Source organism: Streptomyces sp. Da 82-17, assembly GCF_046098215.1.
GTDB lineage: Bacteria > Actinomycetota > Actinomycetes > Streptomycetales > Streptomycetaceae > Streptomyces.
Genome location: NZ_JBJURH010000001.1, coordinates 81,088 through 102,296 on the forward strand (window position 1 = coordinate 81,088; position 21,209 = coordinate 102,296).

Genomic DNA, 21,209 nt, shown 5'->3' on the forward strand with positions numbered 1-21,209 from the left:
TCAACCTCCGCAGTGGAAACGGGCGTTGCCCCAGTCGGCGTGGTCATTACCGTTGCCGTCGCCGCCGTCCCCGACAAGGAGTTCGACGTACTTGGCTCCGGTGACGTCGGCCGTGAGCGAGTGTGCCGGGTCGGCGGCCTTCAGCACGGGAGACTCGGCCCTGGCGGTTCCGTCGGCGGTGACGCGGAACTGGACGCTGCCGCGGGTGGCCTGCGCGTCGTCCACGCCGACCTGGGCGGTGAAGGACGTGCACCTGCCGCCGAGGTAGTAGCGGACCTTGGCGGGTGCGTGCGTGCCGAGGCCCTTCTCGTACGTCACTCCGCCGATCTTCAGCGGGGTGCCGTCGCCGCTGCCGGTGCCGCCGTTGGACAGGTCGCGCTCGACCGGTCCCCAGCCGCTCTCCGCGCTCACCCAGTCCAGGTCGCTCGCCCAGCTGTCGGCGGCGGGCGGGGGCGGCAGGGTGCGCACGGCGGTCGTGGCTCCGAGTTCCCGTGTCGCACCGCCGGTCGTGTACGTGCCGCGAGCTGCGAGCTCGTACGTCCGGTACGGGGCGTCGGCGGGCGGGGTGACCTGCCAGGTCGCGGTGGCGCGGGCACCGGGGGCGACCGGGTCGAGGGCGACCGGGTCGGCGGGCTCGGCGGTCCAGCCCTCGGGGAGGGTGAGGGCGAGCCGCGCGTTCTCGGCGGGGGTCTGCTCGTGGTTGGTGAAGGTGGCGGTGACCTCGTTCGGCTGCCCGGGTTCCAGGACCTCGGCCTTCGGGCGCACCGCGAGGGTGGCGCAGGCGGCCTGTTCGGCGGCGGGTCCGAGGTCGGTGACGGTGAAGTCGTCGAGGACGAAGTCGGCTTCGTCCGGGGCGTCCTGACGCATCCTCAGGCCGGTCCAGGTGTCGCCGCAGCCGGCGGTGACGCGCTCCTCGAAGTGGCCGGTGGTGCGCTGCTGCGGGACGGGGGTGCGCCGGGTCTCGACGGACTCGGGCTTTCCGTCGGCGAGTTGGTCGTATCCGGTGACCCATTCGAAGGCCCCGGCGTGCGAGGACTGGTAGTCGAACTCGACGCGGTAGGCGTGGCCGTCCTTCATCGGCACGGTCGCGGGCGCGGTGCGGTAGACGAGGCCGTGGTTGCCCTCGTGCGTCTTCAGCGACTCGGCGCCGCCGAGCACGTCGTCGACCAGCTTCCCGTTCCAGCCGGACTGGGTGTACGGGGCGTGCTTCTGGGCGATGTGGGTGCGCGGGTCGTTGGCGCCGCCGGCCGGGCCCTTGAGGAACGGCCCCCAGCCCTGGTCGACGTCCTCGAAGTCCTCGTGGGCGACGGCCCCTCGGACGGTGCTCGGATCGTTGGCGACGACGCGCACGTCGTCCACGCGGACCGTGCCCGTGCCCTTGGCGGCGGCGATGCGCAGCGTCGTACGGCCGTCGGCGGGCGCCGTGAAGCCGACCTTGGCGCGCTGGAAGTACGTGCCGTGCCAGTCGCTCGCGCCGATGGTGTTCTCGACGGTGGACCGTTCGACGGTGACGTCCTCGCCGCCCGCGGTGAGCGTGGTGGGCCGGGTGCGGCCGGGCTCGACCTCGATCCAGGCGGAGGCGGAGTACCGCTTGCCGGGCTCAAGTCCCTTGATCTGCTGGGTGATCGAGGCCTCGGCCGGTCCGTCGAGCCTGCCGCTGGTGCGGCCGAGCGCGTCGGTGTCGCGGGCGACGTCGCCGCTTCTGGCCCAGCCGTCGAGCCCCCGGTCGTTGAAGCCGGGGTCGGCGACGGGCGTGCCCTCGCCCCACGCGGGTGCGGTCCGCTCGGGCGCACGGCCCGCCGGGTACAGGACGTACGCCTGGCCCTGGTCCGCCGTCAGCGTCACCTTGCCGTCGGCCGCGGTGACGGTGCCGACCTCGACGCGGCCGTTGTCGGTGAGCTTGTGGACGGTGTACGCGGAGCCGGGCACGGCCCAACTCGTCGTGCCGCCCGCCTTGTTGTAGTGGTACAGCTTCTTGCCGCCGTCCCAGGGCAACAGGTAGGCGTCCCCGTCGAGGACCTTGCGGCCGTCCTCGTACAGCGTCCGCGTGCCGTTCTCGACGGTGCCGTGGACGCCGCCGGAGAAGTCGATGCGGTCCTTGGTCCACTTCTGGATGGCGTGGTGCTGGAGGTACTTGGCGGGGAGGTTCTTCTGCCAGACGTTGGCGGTGAACGCCGTGAAGTCGTTCTCGCCGGTCCAGCCCTCGAAGTCGACGAGGGAGGTCTGGCCGAGGATCGGGTGGTCGTTCCAGACGTCCTTCTCGCCGTTGCGGATGAACCGGATGATCTGCGAGTTGAGGCCCTTGTTGGTGGCGCCGCCGTAGTCCAGGTCGTTGGCCCAGTGCGACCAGAGGGAGCCGCGCTCGAACTTGTCGGCCCACTCGGTGGCGACGTTCCAGCCCTGCCGCTGTACGGCCTTCAGGGTCTGGTCGGCGATCCAGCCGTGCGTGTAGTACACGTCGATGTAGAGCAGCGACAGGTTCGGGTCGGTCTCGTCCCGCAACTCCTGGAATCTGCGGGCGAGTCGGCCGCTGTTGAGGTCCCGGCGCTGGTCGATGTAGTAGCTCTGGTTGAGCCAGTTCCAGCCCGGCTTGGACTTGTCGACCAGCTGCTCGTCGAAGGCCTTGGCCTCCGGGTAGGCCTCGGTGGCGTTGACGTGCACGCCGAAGGTCGCGCCCCACTTCTTGCCGCCCCTGAGCAGCTTGTTGAGGTCGGCGAGGCCGCCGGCGCGCTGGTTGTGGTTGCCGCCGTAGTCGGGGTGCGCGGAGTCGTGGCCCTCGGAGCCGTAGCCCTTGAGCAGCGCCAGCTGGCCGAGCCCGTCCGTGGCGAGCGAGATCCGCTTGACGTCGTCGAGGGTGCGCAGGAAGGGGTGCGTGGCCTGGCTGGCGAAGTTGAACGGGATGTGGGTGATCACCCGGTCCGGCGTCTGCTCGCCGCCGGGCGCCTGCACGGCGATCTTCCGGAACGCGACGGCCCCGTCCTGCCAGTCGACGGCCCCGTCCCCGTTGGCGTCGGGCGTGACGACGACCTTCGCCCACGGCAGATCGTCCTTGCCGACGTCCGGCGCGCCCTCGCCCCGGTACGTCCACTGCCCCGACCAGACGCCGACCCTCGTCCCGCCGTCCTCCTGCTTGCGCGCCTGGTGCCAGAACCGGGCGTCGTCCCCGCCGGTGGCGCCGCTCGGCCTGTCGTACGTCGAGTTGGACTCCACGGCGGCGGCGAGCTGCCCGGTGTTGACGATCGCGTACGAGGCGCCGACCGGGGCGCTCTCGGCCGGGGTGTCGGCGCCGACCTTCGCGAAGACGTCGGCGGTCCTGGTGGAGTCGGGGTCGAGCCGGGTGAACGCGGTCTCGGCACCCCGGTCGGCGCTGCCGACGGAGACGAGGTCGTGCCCGGGGATGTCGATCGTGCCGACCCGGAAGGCTTCGGTGTCGCGGACGGCGGTGACGCGGAAGGAGGTGGCCCGCCCGTCCACGCCGAGCGCGGCGTCCAGCTCGACGCCGGGCAGGTCGGGGAAGGCGAGCGTGTACGCGGCGGTGGCCCCGGTGACCTCGGGCGGCGCCGCGACCCGTACGGCGTACGCCTTGCCGTTGAGCACGACCTCGGTGACCGGGCGGGTGGAGCCGAGCAGGCGAGCGCCCGTCGCCCGGTCGGTGTACGAGAGGACGCGGGGGAAGTCGGCGGCGACCTCGACGTCGAGCTGCGGGGAGGAGAGCACGGGGGCGGCCTGGCGCGCGGGGGCGTCGGGCACGGCGACAGCGGCGCCCGGGAGGGCCACGGCGAGGGATGTTGCGGCGGCGAGCGCGGCGCACGCCGCGCGGAATCTTCGCGACATGGTGCGTGGGTAGCGGCGCACCGCGTGCGGGGTCAACGGCGCGGGGGTTTCCTGGGTGAGGCAGTCCAAGAAGCGTGCTCGTAAGTCCAAGGAGCACCGCTCGCGCACACCTTCGGGGCACCGCCACGCAGAAAAGGTTGAAAATTGAACTTGATGGGTCTACAGTGAGTCTCGTTGAACATTCAACCTCCTGCTTCGGAGCCTTCCGGAGCCCGTCCCCCTCAGGAGCAGTCATGGGCATCTTCGGCCGCAAGAACGACACCACCGCCCCCGCAGCCCCCGCCGCGGTCAACCCCGAGCTCGCCGCGCTGACCGGTGCGTACACGATCGACGCCTCGCACTCCAAGCTCGGCTTCACCGCGCGGCACGCCATGGTGACCAACGTGAAGGGCGCCTTCACGGAGTTCGAGGGCAAGCTGCACCTGGACGGGTCGAACCCGGCCGCGTCCACGGCGAGCCTGGACATCGCCATGGACAGCGTCGACACCGGCTCCGCGGACCGTGACGGTCACCTCGCGAGCGCCGACTTCTTCGACGTCGAGCAGTTCCCGATGATGACGTTCCGCTCCACCTCGGCCGAGGCCCTCGGCGGGGAGGACTACCGGATCACCGGCGACCTCACCATCAAGGGCGTCACCAAGCCGGTCACCATCGACCTGGAGTTCAACGGCTCGGCGAAGGACCCGTTCGGCAACGAGCGCGTCGGCTTCGAGGGCAAGGCGGAGATCCTGCGCTCCGACTGGGGCCTGACCTGGAACGCCGCGCTCGAGACGGGCGGCGTGCTGATCTCCGACAAGATCAAGCTGAGCTTCGACATCTCGGCCATCAAGCAGTAAGGCCCCGCCCCGGGAGCCCCACTCGGGGAGCCCGACCCGGGAGCCCACTCGGGGAGCACGCCTCCCCGCCCCATGAGCTGCGCCCGCCCTCCGGAATCCCCCGTCGGAGGGCGGGCGCTCATGCATGGCCGTCCGCCCTCCGTCACGCCTGCCCTTCCCCCGCGAGCCGGGTCATCGCCCTGCGCAGCGCGGACGCGCGCTCCTCCGACGTACGAGCCTTGAGCAGCGGGAGTAGGACCAGATACGCGTCCGTACGGCCCAGCTTCTCGTACGCCCGTCTCGCCGCCGGGTCCGCGTCGAGGGCCGCCCGCAGGTCGTCCGGGACCGTCGCGTCCTTCTGCGATGCGTACGCCGCGTCCCAGCGGCCGTCCGCCTCGGCCGCCGCGACCTCCGCGAGGCCGGGGGCGCGCATCCGGCCCTCGGCCGCCAGCTCGGCGACCCTGCGGACGTTGACCTGCGACCACTGGCTGCGGGCGCGTCTCGGCGTGATCCTCTGCAGGTAGTACGACGCGTCAAGTCCCTTGCGCTGGCCGGTGATCCAGCCCCAGCACAGCGCCGCGTCGTTCACCTCGCCCGCCGTCACCGACGGGATGCCCGAGCCCTTCTTGGCGACCTTCACCCACAGCCCCTCGGGCACGCCGTGGTGCTGCTCCAGCCAGGCGTCGAGGGCCGCGAAGTCGGCGAATTCCAGGGTCTGCGTCATGCCACCGAGCCTGCCACCCGCCACTGACAATCAGCCGCCGACCACCCGAAGAACCGGAGGGGCCGGGCCTTGCGGGGCTCGCCCGCGCCGCCCGACCCCTCCGGGGCTCGCCGCACCCCGGCCCGGCTAGAAGCCGCCGCCGAAGTCGCCGCCGCCGAACCCGCCGCCGTCGCCGAAGCCGCCGCCGAAGTCGCCGGAGTCGAAGTCGGAGCCGGAGACGTCGCCGCCCTCCATGCCGCCCGTGCCCGCGCCGTAGTCCGTGGCCGCGTAGGCGGGGCTGGCCATCATGTGGCCGAGCATGGTGCCCATCAGGAGCCCAGGCAGCAGGCCGCCGCCGAAGTAGCCGCCCGCCCACGGGCCGTACACCGGGCCCGCCTCGTAGTAGGGGCGGCGCCCGTACGGGGTGTCCACCGTGCGGACGTCGGGGCTCTGGCCCTCTTCGATCCGCACCCGGTCCGCCTCACAGACCGGCACGTCTCGCGGCGTGCCTCCCTCGGGGGCCCAGGACGCGTCCGCTACGGCGGGGCCGTGGCGCGGATCGAAGAAGCACGGCGGCCGACGGGCCGGCAGTTCACGGCCCTCGCGGCGCGCGGCCAGGACGGCGAGCGCGAACCGGCCGTCCTCCAGGGCCTCGGTCACCCCGCGCACGTCCTCGGGCCGTTCCGCCTTGCCCATCAGGGACTTGGCCCGGTCGTACGCGTCGAGGGCGTGCTCGTAGTCGCCCAGCATCTCGTCCGTCGCGCCGGGCTCGCCCGGGTGGAAGTCGAGGCGGTCCAGCTCCTCGCCGAACGCGGTGATGTCCTCGTCGACGACGACCCTCAGCTTGGCGAGCGCCGCCCACTCGGCCTCGGCCTTCCGCTTCCGGTTCCGCCGGACCAGCGCGTACGCCCCGGCGCCGCCGGCGAGCGCGACCGCGCCGAGCCCGATCAGGCCACCGGCGTCGAAGTCGTCGGCGGCGGTGTCCCAGGAGTCGGGGGCGGAGCCGGAGGCGCTGGTGACGGCCAGGCCGACGAAGCTGTCGAGGCGGGCCGCCGGGTCGTCGCCCTCCATGGCGACCGTCAGGTTCTGCACGGCACTGCGGGACAGGACCGATCCGTCCGCCCGCGCGTCGAAGTCGTTGCCGACCTGGACGCCGTAGAGGCCGGTGACACCGGTCTGGGCGCGCAGCTTCTGGAAGAGGTCCGTCTTCGGGTAGTCCTCAGGCAGCACGGCCACGAACACCGGCTTGTCCGCGTCCTCGATCTTCGTGGCGAGGGTGTCCGCCTGCGCGTCGGAGAGCAGGTCGGAGGCGGCCGGGTCGACGTAGACAGGGCTCTTCTGCAGGGCCTGCGCCACTTCGGACACAGGCGTCTCGGCCTGTGCCCCGGGCGCCACGGCGAAGGCGGCACCCAGGGCCAGGAGCAGTGCGAGCAACGCGCGCACCATGATCCGTACCGATATGAGATGCCTCATACCTCGACGGTAACTCTGTCCGGGTCCATCCGAGTGGCCCGGAAGCGTGCTATTCCGTCGGCTCGACCCCGGCGCGCAGCAGCCCGTAGGTGTACGCGTCCACCAGGGCCTGCCAGGACGCGGCGATGACGTTGTCCGCGACGCCGACCGTGGACCACTCGGCGACGCCGTCCGACGTGGAGATGAGGACGCGGGTCGTGGAGGACGTGCCGTGCTTGCCCTCCAGGATGCGGACCTTGTAGTCGACCAGCTCGAACTTGGCGAGCTGCGGGTAGAACCGCTCCAGGCCGACGCGCATCGCCATGTCCAGGGCGTTGACCGGGCCGTTCCCCTCGGCCGTGGAGACGATCCGCTCGCCCTTGGCCCACAGCTTCACGGTCGCCTCGTTGGCGTGGGTGCCGTCGGGGCGGTCCTCGGTGATGGCGCGCCAGGACTCGGTGCGGAAGTAGCGGCGCGGACGGCCCTCGGCCTCCTCGCGCAGCAGCAGCTCGAAGGAGGCGTCGGCCGCCTCGTACGAGTAGCCCTGCAGCTCGCGCTCCTTGACCCGCTCGACGACGCGGCCGACGAGCGCGCGGTCGTCGCCCAGGTCGACGCCGAGCTCCTTGCCCTTGAGCTCGACGGAGGCGCGGCCCGCCATGTCGGAGACCAGCATCCGCATGGTGTTGCCGACGAGTTCGGGGTCGATGTGCTGGTACAGGTCCGGGTCGACCTTGATCGCGGAGGCGTGCAGGCCCGCCTTGTGCGCAAAGGCCGAGACGCCGACGTACGGCTGGTGCGTGGAGGGGGTGAGGTTGACGACCTCGGCGATGGCGTGCGAGATCCGGGTCATCTCGGCGAGCGCGCCCTCGGGCAGGACGGTCTTGCCGTACTTGAGCTGGAGGGCGGCGACGACGGGGAACAGGTTGGCGTTGCCGACGCGCTCGCCGTAGCCGTTCGCGGTGCACTGGACGTGGGTCGCGCCCGCGTCGACGGCGGCGAGGGTGTTGGCGACCGCGCAGCCGGTGTCGTCCTGGGCGTGGATGCCGAGCCGGGCGCCGGTGTCGGCGAGCACGGTGGCGACGACGGCCTGGACCTGGGCGGGGAGCATGCCGCCGTTGGTGTCGCAGAGGATCACCACGTCGGCGCCGGCCTCGGCGGCGGTGCGGACGACGGCCTTCGCGTACGTGGGGTTGGCGCGGTAGCCGTCGAAGAAGTGCTCGCAGTCGACGAAGACCCGGCGGCCCTGCTCGCGCAGGTACGAGACGGTGTCGCCGATCATCGCGAGGTTCTCGTCGAGCGTGGTGCGCAGGGCGAGTTCGACGTGCCGGTCGTGGGACTTGGCGACGAGCGTGACGACCGGGGCGCCGGAGTCCAGGAGGGCCTTGACCTGCGGGTCGTCGGCGGCCTTCGCACCGGCCCTGCGGGTGGCGCCGAAGGCCACCAGCTGGGCGTGCTTGAACTTGATCTCCTGCTGGGCGCGGGCGAAGAACTCGGTGTCGCGGGGGTTGGCGCCGGGCCAGCCGCCCTCGATGAAGCCCACGCCGAAGTCGTCCAGGTGCCGGGCGATGGTCAGCTTGTCCGCGACGGTGAGGTTGATGCCCTCGCGCTGCGCGCCGTCGCGCAGCGTGGTGTCGAAGACGTGGAACGAGTCGTCGGGATGCCCCGTGCTTGCCGTCATGCTGATCTGGCTCCTGTTTTCGGATCTCGGCCTACCGGAATGACCGGTTCCACCGTTCCCCTATGATCCCTCGCGCTCCGCTCCCGGTGTGCGGTGGGCCGGGAAAACAGAAAAACCTCTCGCGGGTGCGAGAGGTCTGCGCGCGGGTCTGGGACGACGGTGTCCGCCCGTACGGTCTTTTCGTACGTGACGGTCACTGCGGACCGGCGCGCTCGCTGCGAATAATCATCGCTTTGCGGAACACCCGGCGAGCTTTGCACAAGTTGCCCCTTCTTGGGGCGGGGGTCTCACGATGCGGTCGCCCGGGGGCGTGGTGTGCGTCACCCCGGGCCGACCGCCTGGGCCGGATCAGGAGACCTTGGCGTCCACCGGGGCGGGAGCAGGGGTGTCCGTGCCCTTGCCGACCCGGTTCAGGTCCAGGTCCTTCGTCTCGCGCATCGTCAGGTACACCACCAGGCTCACCGCCGCGCAGCCCGCCACGTACCAGTAGAAGCCGGACTCGATGCCGCCGTCCTTGAACCAGAGGGCCACGTACTCCGCCGTGCCGCCGAAGAGGGCGTTGGCGATGGCGTACGGGAGGGCGACGCCGAGGGCGCGGATGCCGGTCGGGAAGAGCTCGGCCTTCACGCAGGCGTTGATCGACGTGTAGCCGGTGACCACCACGAGGGCGAGGAGCGAGAGGCCGAGGGCCGGCCAGAAGGAGCCCGCGTGCTGCAGGAGCGTCATGATCGGCACGGTCAGGAAGGTCGAGCCCACCGCGAAGGTGATCAGCAGCGGGCGCCGGCCGATGCGGTCGGACAGCATGCCGGCGAGCGGCTGCAGGCAGGCGAAGACGATCAGGGCGCAGAAGGAGACGAGGGTCGCCGTCTGCTTGGGCAGGCCCGCGGAGTTGGAGAGGTACTTGGTGAGGTAGGTCGTGTACGTGTAGTACGCGACCGTGCCGCCCATGGTGAGGGCGATGACCAGGAACGCCTCGCGCTTGTGCCGGAGCAGCGCCTTGATGGTGCCCTTGTCCTCGGCCGCGGTGTCGTCGGCGGACTCCTCGTAGACGTCCGTCTCCAGCATGTTGCGGCGCAGGTAGAAGATCACGGCCGCGCCGAGGGCGCCGATGACGAACGGGATGCGCCAGCCCCAGCTGTGCAGCGCGTCCTCGGACATGGTGCGCTGCAGCACGATCTGCAGGCCGAGGCCGAGGATCTGACCCGCGGTCATCGAGACGTACTGGAAGCTGGAGGCGAAGCCGCGCCGGCTGGGGTCGGAGGCCTCGGTGAGGTACGTCGCGGAGGCCGCGTACTCGCCGCCGACCGACAGGCCCTGGAGGAGCCGGGCGACGAGCAGGACGGCGGCGCCGCCGTAGCCCGCGACCGCGTAGGTGGGGGCGACGGCGATGAGGACGGCGGAGGCCGACATCAGGGTGACGGTCAGGGTGAGTGCGGCCTTGCGGCCCTTGCGGTCACCGACCCGGCCGAGGAGCCAGCCGCCGACGGGGCGCATGAAGAAGCCGACCGCGAAGATGCCCGCGGTGTTCATGAGTTGGGCGGTGGGGTTCCCGCTGGGGAAGAAGGAGGCCGCGAAGTACGTCGAGAAGCTGGCGTACACGAACCAGTCGAACCACTCGACCATGTTGCCGGCCGAGCCGACCCAGATCTTCTTCCACTGCTGTTTCTGCATGCCGCACACGCTGCCGGAATGATCGCTTCCGAGACAAGCTGGCCCATACAACGATCCGGCATCGGGAGCCCCCGAGAGACCCTTCGCGCGGCCCCCACCTGGGTCGGGGCACAAAACCTCCACGCGTCGCTGCGGTGTTCAGGGCCAGGTACGAACCTATGATGCATGCGCTTTCTGTTGTGAACACGACACCGATGTCAGCCCGGCGCCCCGCCGGAACGACTCCCCCACACCCTGTCGGGAGGCAGCACGTGAAGCGCACTCTGGCCACCGCCGCGACCCTGGTCGCACTCCCCCTCACCCTCCTACTGCCCGGCTCCCCCGCCGCCGCGGACGAGCCCTCCCCCACCCCCGGCGTCCGCGCCGGCGCCGACACGTACCAGCGCAACGCGGACCTCGCGCGTGAGCTGGGCGGGCGCAGCGCGGGCAGCTATCTGGACGCCCGTACGGGCGAACTGGTCACCACCGTCACCAAGGAGGCGGACGCCGAGCTGGTCCTCAGCCGCGGCGGCAAGCCGAAGCTGGTCGAGCGCAGCGGCACCCAGCTGGCGGCCGCGACCGCCGCGCTGGAGAAGGACGCGAAGATCCCCGGCACCAGCTGGGGCGTCGACCCGAGACGCAACCAGGTCGTCGTCGAGGCCGACTCCACGGTCTCGGAGGCCGAGCTCGCCAGGATCGAGCGGGTCGCCGTCGGCCTCGACGGAGCGGTCCAAGTCACCCGCGTACCGGGCGAGTTCAAGCAGGAGGTGGCCGGCGGTGACGCGATCTACGGCGGCGGCTCCCGCTGCTCGGCCGCGTTCAACGTGTCCAACGGCGCGACCCGCTACTTCCTCACGGCCGGGCACTGCACCGACTCGATCGCCAACTGGAGCGCCTCCTCCGGCGGCCCGGTGATCGGCACGCGCACCGGTTCGAGCTTCCCGACCAACGACTACGGCATCGTCAAGTACACCGACGGCTCGACGCCCGCCGGGCATGTGAACCTCTACAACGGCAGCTACCAGGACATCACCTCGGCCGCGACCGCCGTGGTCGGTCAGGCGATCAAGAAGTCCGGCTCGACCACCAAGGTCACCACGGGATCCGTCACGCAGACCAACGTCACCGTGAACTACGGCAACGGCGACTACGTGTACGGCATGGTGCGCACCAACGCCTGCTCGGCCGGCGGCGACAGCGGCGGCGCGCACTTCGCGGGCACCACGGCCCTCGGCATCCACTCCGGCTCCAACGGCACCTGCGACAACGGCGTCGGCTCGGCCGTGTTCCAGCCCGTCCAGGAGGCCCTGACGGCCTACGGGGTCAACGTCTACTGATCCGATCCCGTACCGAGAACGGAGAGCGGCGCACCCCTTGAGGCCGGGTGCGCCGCTCTCTGCTGTCACTGCCCCAGCGCGTCGTCCAGGAACTCCCGTACGTGCGCGAGGACTTGGGCCCGGTCCGTGCCCGGCAGGCCCACCGCCACATGCAGCGAGAAGCCGTCGAGCAGGGCGCGCAGCCGGGCCGCGAAGCGCTCCGGGTCGACCGTGCGCAGCTCGCCCCGGGAGACGCCCTCGGCGAGCAGCGCCACCAGGTCGCGGTGCCAGGCCTTCTCGATGGCGGCCTGCCGGACCCGCGACTCGGCCTCGGCGTCCGCGTACTGCGAGCGGTTCCAGACCTCAAGCCACAGCGTCCAGTGCGGGTCGCGGGGCGCGTCCGGCACGTACAGGTCGACGTACGCGTCCAGGCGGGCGCGGGCCGGGCGGGTGGAGTCGAGGAGGGCGCGGCGCTCCTCGCCGAGGCGGCCCTCGCTCCACTCCAGGGTCTGCAGGAGCAGCTCGTCCTTCGTCTTGAAGTAGTAGAGAAGGTGGCCGCTGCTCATGCCGACCTCGCGGCCGAGCGCCGCCATGGTGAGCCGGTCGAGCCCGCTGTCCGCGATCATCGCCATGGCCGCGGAGAGCACCTGGTCACGCGGCGGTGCGTTGCGGCGCGCGCGGGCTGCCGGGGCCATGCGGGTCTCTCCTCGGGTCACACCTTGGGCTGCTGCTGGGTGATGCAGTGGATGCCACCGCCTCCCGCGAAGATCGTACGGGCATCCACCAGGGTGACGGTCCGGTCCGGGAAGAGCCGGCGGAACGTACCCGCCGCGAGCTCGTCGCGCGGGTCGTCGAAGGAGCAGAGCACGACGCCGCCGTTGCAGAGGTAGTGGTTGATGTACGAGTAGTCGGCCCAGCCGCCGTCCTCCTCGCGGATCCTGGTGGGCGCCGGGACCTCGACGACCGTGAGGCGGCGGCCCCTGGCGTCGGTCTGGGCGCGCAGGAACTCGACGTTCTCCTTGCACGGCTCGTGGTCCGGGTGCTCCGGGTCGGGCTGGGTGTGCGCGACGACCACGCCGGGCCCGGCGAAGGCGGCGACGATGTCGACGTGGCCGAGGGTGCCGTAGCCGTGCGGCGGGTAGTCGGCGGTGAGGCCGCGCTTGAGCCAGATCGCCTTGGTCGTGCCGAGCTTGGCGTGTATCTCCGCCTCGACCCGCTCCTTGGTCCAGCCGGGGTTGCGCTCCGGGCCGAGCTGCACGGTCTCGGTGAGGAGCACGGTGCCCTCGCCGTCGACGTGGATGCCGCCGCCCTCGTTGACCAGCGGCGAGCTGTGCACGGGCACGCCCGCCAGGTCGGCCACGTACGAGGCGATCTTCGAGTCGTGCTCCCAGCTGGCCCAGTCCTGCGCGCCCCAGCCGTTGAACACCCAGTCGACGGCGGCGAGTCGGGTGCCGTCGGTGACGAAGGTCGGGCCGATGTCGCGCATCCAGGCGTCGTCCAGCTCCCGCTCGACCAGCTCGATGTCGGGGCCGAGCAGGGCGCGCGCGGAGGCGGACTGGCCGGGGCCGTGGACCACGGTGACCGGCTCGAAGCGGCGCACGGCACGGGCCACGGCGGCCCAGGCGGCCCGGGACTCGGCCAGCTCCTCGGAGGAGGAGAACGTGGTGTTGGGGCCGGGCCAGGCCATCCAGGTGCGCTCGTGCGGGGCCCACTCGGCGGGCATGCGGAACGTCATGGGGAATCCTTCGCGTACGACAGTGAGTTGAGGGAGCGTCAGAGGCGGAGCTCAGAGGAAGTACAGGCGGTTCAGGGACGTCGACTCGGCCGGGTCGGAGCGCATCGGCTCGCCGTCGAGGGTGACGAGGCCGCTGCGCGCGTCCACGTCGACCGCGCCGATCCGGGAGTTGAGGCGCAGGTCGGCGGGGCCGATGCCGCGGGTGCCGCGCACGGCGACACGGCGGCGCCGGGTCGGCATCAGGTCGTGGCCGCGGTCGACGGCGGCCTGCGCGACGAACGCGACGGAGATCTCCGCGGGCGTCGCCCCGTGCGCCCCGAACTGCGGCCCCAGGACGAGGGGTTCGCAGGTGTCGGTGGCGGCGTTGGGGTCGCCGGTGACGCCGTACGCGGGAAAGCCGGACTTGAGGACGAGCTGCGGCTTGGCGCCGAAGAACTGCGGCGTCCACAGCACGATGTCGGCGAGCTTGCCGACCTCCAGGGAGCCGATCTCGTGCGCGAGGCCGTGCGCGATCGCCGGGTTGAGGGTGAGCTTCGCCATGTAGCGCAGGACGCGGGCGTTGTCGTCGTGCTCCCCGTCGCCCTCCAGCGGGCCCAGCTCGGCCTTCATCTTCCCGGCCATCGCGAACGTACGGCGTACGGTCTCGCCGGCCCGGCCCATGCCCTGCGCGTCGGACGAGGTGATGCCGATCGCGCCCAGGTCGTGCAGGACGTCCTCGGCGCCCATGGTGCCGGCGCGGATGCGGTCCCGGGCCATGGCGGCGTCGCCGGGCAGGTCCGTCTTCAGGTCGTGGACGGAGACGATCATGCCGTAGTGCTCGGCGACCGCGTCCCGGCCGAAGGGCAGGGTCGGGTTGGTGGACGAGCCGATGACGTTCGGGACGCCCGCCATCTTCAGCACGTTCGGGACGTGCCCGCCGCCGCAGCCCTCGATGTGGAAGGCGTGGATCGTACGGCCGTCGAGGACGCTGAGGGTGTCCTCGACGGAGAGGCACTCGTTCAACCCGTCGCTGTGCAGGGCGACTTGGACGTCGTGCTCCTCGGCGACGCGCAGCGCGGTGTCCAGGGCGCGGGTGTGCGCGCCCATGTCCTCGTGCACCTTGAAGCCGGAGGCCCCGCCCTCGGCGAGCGCCTCGACGAGCGGCGCGCCGTCGGAGGACGAACCCCGCGCCAGGAAGCCGATGTTGACGGGCCAGGCGTCGAAGGCGCCGAAGGCGTTGCGCAGCGCCCAGGGCGAGTTGACGCCGACGCCCCAGACGGGGCCGAACTCCTGGCCGATGATCGTGGTGACGCCGGAGGCGAGGGAGGCCTCCATGACGCGCGGCGACAGCAGATGGACATGGGTGTCCACGGCGCCGGCGGTGGCGATCATGCCCTCGCCGGAGACGATGGTGGTGCCGGTGCCGACGACGACGTCCACGCCGTCGAGGGTGTCCGGGTTTCCGGCCCGCCCGATCGCGGAGATCCGGCCCTCCCGGATGCCGATGGACACCTTCCGGATGCCCTGCACGGCGTCGATCACGAGCACGTTGCTGATCACGACGTCGCAGGTCTCGCGCACGGCGGCGGCCTTGAGGTGCAGTCCGTCGCGGGCGGTCTTGCCGAAGCCGGCCAGGAACTCGTCCCCGTGCTTCTGCGCGTCCGACTCGACGCGGACGACGAGCCCGGAGTCGCCGAGCACGACCCGGTCCCCGGCGCGCGGGCCGTGCACGGAGGCGTACTCGCGCGGGTCGATGCGCCCGCCGCTCGGCGGCGTTCCGTGCGGGCTGTGCTTGGTGGGCCGGCTCATCGCTCAACTCCCAGGTATCCGCAGGCGGCTGCGCGGCGCAGCGCCTCTTCCTTCGCGCCGGGCGCGTCCAGTTCCCCGTCGACGAGCCCGGCGAAGCCGATGGCCACGCGCGCGCCCCCGATGGGCACGAGCCCGACCTGCGCCTCGCCGCCCGGGTCGAAGCGGAACGACGCCCCGGCGGGGATGGCGAGCCGCATGCCGTACGCGGCCGAGCGGTCGAAGTCGAGCCGCGGGTTGGCCTCGAAGAAGTGGAAGTGCGAGGTCACGCTGACCGGCACGCTCGCCGTGTTCCGCACGAAGACGTGCAGGGCCGGCTCGGGCTCCGTGTGCGCCGGGCCGGGGAGCACGGCGCCGGGGGCGGCGTCGCCGAGGGAGCCGCCCTGCAGCGGGTCGGAGACGACGGCGAGGCGGGAGCCGTCGTCGAAGACGGCCTCCACGTGCACCTCGGTGACGACGTCGGCGACGCCGGGCAGCACGTCGTCGGGGCCGAGCACGGCGCGGGCCCGCTCGATGGCCTCGTTCAGCCGCAGCCCGTCGCGGGCGGCCTCGCAGACGGTGTCGGCGATCAGGGCGGTCGCCTCGGGGACGTTGAGCCTCAGGCCGCGGGCGCGGCGGGCGCGGGCCAGCTCGGCGGCGTTGAACAGCAGCAGCCGGTCCCGTTCGGTGGGGGTGAGTCGCACGGGCACTCCCTCGCTTCCAGTTAGTACGGCACTCTAAACCCATCTCAGCGCTGTGCAAAAGATTACGCAGAAACCTTGACGGCCACGCCGGTCTGCACGGTAGATGGTTTAGAGCGTTGCTCAAAACTCACTGTGCCTTCCGTCCACGCTCGTCGCCCACCCGCCCACCTGCCACCGACAGGGACCGCCCATGCCGATAGAACAGCGCGGAGTAGACACCATCCCGGAAGCGGAACGCACCAGCGGCCCGCGCGACCTCGTCTCGATCCTGCTCGGCTCCAACCTCTGCCTCGGCGTCATCGTCTTCGGCTGGCTGCCGCCGTCCTTCGGGCTCGGCCTGTGGCCGTCCGTCACGGCGATCGTCGCGGGCACCGCCGTCGGCGTCCTCGTCACCGCGCCGCTCGCCCTGATCTCGCTGCGCACCGCCACCAACCTGTCCACCTCGAGCGGCGCCGCCTTCGGCGTCCGCGGCCGCCTCATCGGCTCCGTGGTCGGCCTGCTGCTCTCCCTCGGCTACACCGCCCTGACCCTGTGGATCGGCGGCGACGTCACCATCGGCACGCTGACCCGGCTGCTCGGCCTCCCGGACGGCGGCCTGGCGCACACCCTGGTCTACGCGCTGCTCGCGGGCGCCACCGTCGTCGGCGCCGTCTTCGGCTACCAGCTGCTGCTGCGCCTCAGCAAGGCGCTCGCCGTCGGCATGACCGTCCTGCTCGCCCTCGGCCTGGTCGCGTACGCGGGCGACTTCACCACCTCCGCCCCGCCCGACACCCCGTATCTGCTCGGCTCGTTCTGGCCGACCTGGCTGTTCGCCGCCGTCGCCGCCGGGCTCAGCGGACCGGTCGCGTTCATCACCCTGCTCGGCGACTACTCCCGCTACATCTCCCCCACCAAGCACACCCCCCGCACCGTCCTGCGCGCGACCGGCCTCGGCCTGACCGTCGGACTGCTCCTGCCGCAGCTGTTCGGCACGTTCACGGCGCTCGCCGCGCGGGCCGGACTCGACTACGCGGGCCCGCTGGTCGACGCGGCGCCCACCTGGTACCTGGTGCCACTGCTGCTCGCCGCCACCGCGGGCACCGTCGGCAACGCGGGCCTGATGCTGTACTCGATGGGCCTCGACCTGGACGCGATCGTCCCGCGCGCCAGCCGTACGCAGGCCACGGTGATCGTCGCCGTCGTCGCCACCGCGTTCGTCTTCCTCGGCCACTTCGCCTGGGACGCCCAGTCGGCGATGACGTCCTTCGTGCTGCTCCTGACGGCGATCGGCACGCCCTGGGCGGTGATCACCCTCGTCGCCCACCGACGGCTCGGCGGCACGTACGACCCTGAGGCCCTGCAGGTCTTCAACCGCCGCTCGCGGGGCGGGATCTACTGGTTCCGCGCCGGCTGGGAGCCCCGCGCCACGGCGGCCTGGGCGGCGGGCGCGGCCGTCGGCCTCGCCTCGGTCTCGACCCCGCTGTACGAGGGCCCGCTGCTGCCCCTGACCGGCGGCGTGGACTGCAGCTTCGTGCTGTCGGGGCTGGTGGGCGGCGTGGTGTACCTGGCCCTGAAAGCGCCCGTGCCCGCACCGGAGACGTCCGGTGCGGGCACTGAGTCGGGCACTGACACGGGTACGGCGGAGGTACGCGCGGGCGTGATCCCCTAGCCCAGCACGTGCATCCAGCCGTGCCGGTCCTCGGACTTGCCGCGCTGGATGTCGAGGAGCGCGTCCCGGAGCTTCATGGTGACGGGGCCCGGCTCGCCGTTGCCCTGGGTCCATTCGGTGCCGTCGGTCTTGACGGTGCCGACCGGGGTGATCACCGCGGCCGTGCCGCAGGCGAAGACCTCGGTGAGCGTGCCGTTCGCGGTGTCCTCGCGCCACTGGTCGATGGAGACGCGCTCCTCCGCGGACTCGAAGCCGAGGTCACGGGCGACCTCCAGGAGCGAGTCGCGGGTGATGCCCTCCAGGATCGAGCCGGTCAGGGTCGGCGTCACGATCCTGGGCTTCGAATCAGACGCAGCGCCGTACACGAAGTACAGGTTCATGCCGCCGAGTTCCTCGACCCACTTGTGCTCGACCGCGTCCAGGTAGCAGACCTGGTCGCAGCCGTGCGCCGCGGCCTCGGCCTGGGCGAGCAGCGAAGCGGCGTAGTTGCCGCCGGTCTTGGCGTCGCCCATGCCGCCGGGCACGGCGCGCACGCGGTCCTGCGAGGCCCAGATGGAGACGGGCTTCACGCCGCCCGGGAAGTACGCGCCGGCCGGCGAGGCGATCACCACGAAGAGGTACTCGCTCGCCGGCTTCACGCCGAGGCCGACCTCCGTGGCGATCATGAACGGCCGCAGGTAGAGCGACTCCTCGCCGCCGTGCGCCGGCACCCACGCCTTGTCGTGCTGGACCAGCACGTCGCAGGCCTCGACGAAGGTCTCGACGGGCAGCTCCGGCATGGCGAGCCGGCGCGCGGAGGCCTGGAAGCGGCGGGCGTTGGCGTCGGGGCGGAACGTGGCGACGGTGCCGTCGGGCCGGCGGTACGCCTTCAGGCCCTCGAAGATCTCCTGGGCGTAGTGCAGGACGTTGGTCGCCGGGTCGAGCGACAGCGGGCCGTACGGCACCAGCTGGCCGTCGTGCCAGCCGCGGCCTTCCGTCCACTTGATCGTGACCATGTGGTCGGTGAAGTGGCGGCCGAACCCGGGGTTGGCCAGGATCGCGTCTCGCTCCGCGTCCGACAGCGGGCTGGAGGAGGGCTTGAGCTCGATCGTGGGCGTCGTCATGAGTGCTTGTCCTTCACCGTTTCGTGTGTGTCGGACCGCGCTCACGCCGCCCTGAGGCGACTGTCTCGTACTCGCTTACCCGCATTCCGCGGCCCAGGGTCCGATTATCGCTCGGGCAGGGCTGTGACTGAAACGGTGTGATGGCGGTCCGGATGTCGATGGTGGCACCCGGCGGCGCATACGAGAAGCCGCCGGGTGCGGATGCGACCCGGCGGCTGGGGGTTTCCCTCGGTTGGAACCGGCCGGGTCAGCCGGCTACTCGCGCGGCGAGCGCGTCGCCGATCTCGTCCGTCGTACGGGAGTTGGCGCCGCGTTCGCCCAGGTCGGCGGAGACGGCGTCCTCGATGCGCACGGCCTCGGCCTCGTACCCGAGGTGGCGCAGCAGGAGCGCGACGGAGAGGACCGTGGCCGAGGGGTCGGCCTTGCCCTGACCGGCGATGTCCGGGGCCGAGCCGTGCACGGGCTCGAACATGGACGGGTAGTCGCGGCTCGGGTTGATGTTCCCGGAGGCCGCGACGCCGATGCCGCCGGAGACGGCCGCGGCGAGGTCGGTGATGATGTCGCCGAAGAGGTTGTCGGTGACGACCACGTCGAAGCGGCCCGGGTCGGTGACGAGGTAGATCGTCGCGGCGTCGACGTGGATGTATTCGGTGGTGACCTCGGGGAACTCCTGGGCCACGCGGTTGAAGACGTCCGTCCACAGGTGACCGGCGTACGCGAGCACGTTGTTCTTGTGCACCAGCGTCAGCTTCTTGCGCGGGCGGGCCTGGGCGCGGGCGAACGCGTCCCGGACGACCCGCTCGACGCCGAAGGCCGTGTTCACGGAGACCTCGGTGGCGACCTCGTGCTCGGTGCCCTTGCGGATGGTGCCGCCGTTGCCGGTGTACGGACCCTCGGTGCCCTCGCGTACGACGATGAAGTCGATCTCGGGCTGGCCCGCGAGCGGGGTGGCGACGCCGGGGAGCAGCTTGCTCGGGCGCAGGTTGACGTGGTGGTCGAAGGCGAAGCGGAGCTTCAGGAGGAAGCCGCGCTCCAGGACGCCGGACGGGACGCTCGGGTCGCCGATCGCGCCGAGGAGGATCGCGTCGTGCTGCTTCAGGGCGTCGATGTCGGCGTCGGTGAGGGTCTCACCGGTGGCGTGGTACCGCTTGGCGCCGAAGTCGAACTCCTTCGTCTCCAGCTTCACATCCTGCGGAAGCACGGCGGAGAGGACCTTGAGCCCCTGGGCCACGACCTCCGGGCCGATGCCGTCGCCGGGGATGACTGCGAGATTGATGCTGCGAGACATGATTTTGAGGGTACGCGGTTGTCTTACCCGGTGACATGAACCGTCCGCTATATGGACGCACCGCCGGAGGCTGCCCCGTCGGTCGGCCGTCTGCGGCGCCGCGATGGCTGGTTGCGCGGTTCCCCGCGCCCCTTTCGGGGACGCGGGGCGGAGCCGGGGAAGAACAGGCGCTCAGTGGCCCGTCTCACCGCCGTTGTCCCTGCGGTCGAGGGCGCGCTGGAGGGCGGCGGCGGCGTTCTTGCGCTCGGTCTCACCGATGCGCGGGGCGCGACGGACTCGGCGGGCGGCGACGGTCGTCTCGGTCATGAGGAATCGACTCCTTGAAGGCAGGACGGAGTGCGGAGAGGGGTTTTCTACGAGACGCCGGAAGGCAGGCGGGGAGCCCGGGGCCCGCAGGGGTTGCCTGCGTGAGGGCCGGCTCACGACCGCCATTCGCTGGATCGAGCGAGACGTTCGGCTCCTACAAAGCTAAGCGAGCATCGAGCTGCTGTCTCCACAATTACTCGGACTTCCTACTATCTGAGACGCGATCATCGACGGGAGTCACTTCCGGCGCCTCTCCGCACACCCGTGCTCTCCCGCCCCTCAGCCCTTGAGCTGCCTCAACTCCCTGATCAGGGCGCGTACGGGCGCCGTTCCGGCGAGCTCTGGGGTGGTCACGTAGCCGATGGAGCGGAACGGGCGGTCCGGGCCGAGATCGGTGATCTCGACCGAGAGCGGTGCTCCGGTGAGGGACAGCTCGGGCATGATCGCCATTCCGTGACCGGCGCTCACCATCGAGAGCACTGCTCCGTCGTCCTCGGTCTCGACGGTCGCCTGCGGGATCCAGTCCTGCTCGCTCCACCAGCGCCGGGTGTACGAGCCGCAGTTCTCCCGCCAGTCCACCAGCGGCAGCGAGCGCGGATCGGGGTGCCCGGCCGGGTGCACGAACGCGTACCGCTCCTCGCGCAGCACGTCCCCGACGAGTCCGGGCGGGACCGGCGAGGTCTGCCCGATCGTGGCGATCCCGACGTCCGCCCGCCCGGCCAGCACCTCCCCGGCCGTGCCCGCGCCCACTTCGCGTACGACCTTCACGCGGGCGTCGACGTCCGGGTGCCGTTCGCGGAGCCGGCGCAACGGCTCGGGCAGCAGATGCAGGGCCGCGCTGCGGAAGGCGGCGATGCGCAACGGCCCCGCGGTACGGCCGAGTTCGGCGCCGCGCACCTCGGCGGCCATCGCGTCCAGCAGGTGCAGCACCCGGCGCGCGTAGGCCACGGCCCGCTCCCCTGCCGCCGTCGGCGCCGCTCCCGTACGGCCGCGGGTGAACAGGACCGCGCCGAGCTTGCGTTCGCTGCCGCGCACCGAGTGCGAGACCGCCGACTGGGTCAGGCCGAGGGCCACGGCCGCGGCGGAGAAGCCGCCCTCCTCGGCCACGGCGACGAGCGTCCGCAGTTCGTGCGGCGCCAGCTCCTGCGGCGCGCTCTCCCGCTCGGCGGCCATCGCGTCGCCCACCCCTCTCACCTCGGCCTATGAGCACCGT

General features: G+C 71.7%; 16 protein-coding genes. 3 read left to right on the forward strand and 13 right to left on the reverse strand.

The window, feature by feature from the left end:
• On the reverse strand, positions 1 to 3,834 hold the full coding sequence (locus ACIDOF_RS00405) for an endo-alpha-N-acetylgalactosaminidase family protein (RefSeq protein WP_409003545.1): 3,834 nt from the start codon (positions 3,832 to 3,834) through the stop codon (positions 1 to 3).
• 233 nt (positions 3,835 to 4,067) lie between these two features.
• Between ACIDOF_RS00405 and ACIDOF_RS00410 the strand changes: the two genes are divergently transcribed.
• Complete coding sequence (locus ACIDOF_RS00410; protein ID WP_409003546.1) at positions 4,068 to 4,670, forward strand: YceI family protein; 603 nt, start codon at positions 4,068 to 4,070, stop codon at positions 4,668 to 4,670.
• Positions 4,671 to 4,812: 142 nt separating this feature from the next.
• On the opposite strand, the gene ACIDOF_RS00415 is transcribed toward ACIDOF_RS00410, so the two are convergent.
• The 4 genes from ACIDOF_RS00415 to ACIDOF_RS00430 form a co-directional block, all read right to left on the reverse strand.
• A complete protein-coding gene (locus ACIDOF_RS00415) occupies positions 4,813 to 5,373 on the reverse strand; it encodes a YdeI/OmpD-associated family protein (RefSeq protein ID WP_409003547.1) in 561 nt (186 codons plus the stop codon).
• A gap of 126 nt (positions 5,374 to 5,499) precedes the next feature.
• Positions 5,500 to 6,825, reverse strand: coding sequence for a hypothetical protein (locus ACIDOF_RS00420; RefSeq protein ID WP_409003548.1), 1,326 nt, complete (start codon positions 6,823 to 6,825; stop codon positions 5,500 to 5,502).
• 49 nt (positions 6,826 to 6,874) lie between these two features.
• Positions 6,875 to 8,482, reverse strand: a complete 1,608-nt coding sequence (gene cimA / locus ACIDOF_RS00425) for a citramalate synthase (RefSeq protein WP_409003549.1) — start codon at positions 8,480 to 8,482, stop codon at positions 6,875 to 6,877.
• A 348-nt stretch (positions 8,483 to 8,830) separates the two neighbouring features.
• Positions 8,831 to 10,153 carry an MFS transporter gene (locus ACIDOF_RS00430; RefSeq protein WP_409003550.1) on the reverse strand — a complete coding sequence of 441 codons (1,323 nt, stop codon included), beginning with the start codon at positions 10,151 to 10,153 and terminating at the stop codon, positions 8,831 to 8,833.
• A 194-nt stretch (positions 10,154 to 10,347) separates the two neighbouring features.
• On the opposite strand from ACIDOF_RS00430, the gene ACIDOF_RS00435 reads away from it, so the two are divergent.
• Entirely contained in the window at positions 10,348 to 11,469 is a 1,122-nt protein-coding gene (locus ACIDOF_RS00435) for a S1 family peptidase (RefSeq protein WP_409003551.1), read from the forward strand.
• Positions 11,470 to 11,534: 65 nt separating this feature from the next.
• On the opposite strand, the gene ACIDOF_RS00440 is transcribed toward ACIDOF_RS00435, so the two are convergent.
• The 4 genes from ACIDOF_RS00440 to ureA are packed head-to-tail and all read right to left on the reverse strand — an operon-like array spanning position 11,535 to position 15,651.
• The gene (locus tag ACIDOF_RS00440) at positions 11,535 to 12,143 is read right to left on the reverse strand and encodes a TetR/AcrR family transcriptional regulator (RefSeq protein ID WP_409003552.1); all 609 of its coding nucleotides are present in this window, start codon (positions 12,141 to 12,143) and stop codon (positions 11,535 to 11,537) included.
• Positions 12,144 to 12,160: 17 nt separating this feature from the next.
• Positions 12,161 to 13,183, reverse strand: coding sequence for an agmatine/peptidylarginine deiminase (locus tag ACIDOF_RS00445; RefSeq protein ID WP_409003553.1), 1,023 nt, complete (start codon positions 13,181 to 13,183; stop codon positions 12,161 to 12,163).
• A gap of 51 nt (positions 13,184 to 13,234) precedes the next feature.
• A complete protein-coding gene (locus ACIDOF_RS00450; RefSeq protein WP_409003554.1) occupies positions 13,235 to 14,971 on the reverse strand; it encodes an urease subunit alpha in 1,737 nt (578 codons plus the stop codon).
• A complete protein-coding gene (gene ureA / locus ACIDOF_RS00455) occupies positions 14,968 to 15,651 on the reverse strand; it encodes an urease subunit gamma (protein ID WP_409003555.1) in 684 nt (227 codons plus the stop codon). Before ureA ends, ACIDOF_RS00450 begins: the two co-directional genes overlap by 4 nt.
• A gap of 190 nt (positions 15,652 to 15,841) precedes the next feature.
• On the opposite strand from ureA, the gene ACIDOF_RS00460 reads away from it, so the two are divergent.
• Positions 15,842 to 17,299, forward strand: a complete 1,458-nt coding sequence (locus ACIDOF_RS00460; RefSeq protein WP_409003556.1) for a cytosine permease — start codon at positions 15,842 to 15,844, stop codon at positions 17,297 to 17,299.
• Here ACIDOF_RS00460 and ACIDOF_RS00465 read toward each other — a convergent pair.
• From ACIDOF_RS00465 to ACIDOF_RS00480, 4 genes are all read right to left on the reverse strand, one after another.
• On the reverse strand, positions 17,296 to 18,402 hold the full coding sequence (locus ACIDOF_RS00465) for a branched-chain amino acid aminotransferase (RefSeq protein WP_409003557.1): 1,107 nt from the start codon (positions 18,400 to 18,402) through the stop codon (positions 17,296 to 17,298). The genes ACIDOF_RS00460 and ACIDOF_RS00465 overlap by 4 nt on opposite strands.
• Positions 18,403 to 18,649: 247 nt before the next feature.
• Positions 18,650 to 19,690 carry a 3-isopropylmalate dehydrogenase gene (locus ACIDOF_RS00470; RefSeq protein ID WP_409003558.1) on the reverse strand — a complete coding sequence of 347 codons (1,041 nt, stop codon included), beginning with the start codon at positions 19,688 to 19,690 and terminating at the stop codon, positions 18,650 to 18,652.
• A gap of 171 nt (positions 19,691 to 19,861) precedes the next feature.
• Positions 19,862 to 19,996: a hypothetical protein gene (locus ACIDOF_RS00475; protein WP_282539081.1), complete on the reverse strand. Its 135-nt coding sequence runs from the start codon at positions 19,994 to 19,996 to the stop codon at positions 19,862 to 19,864.
• 279 nt (positions 19,997 to 20,275) lie between these two features.
• Entirely contained in the window at positions 20,276 to 21,169 is an 894-nt protein-coding gene (locus ACIDOF_RS00480) for a LysR family transcriptional regulator (RefSeq protein ID WP_409004003.1), read from the reverse strand.
• Between the last annotated feature and the right edge of the window lie 40 nt (positions 21,170 to 21,209).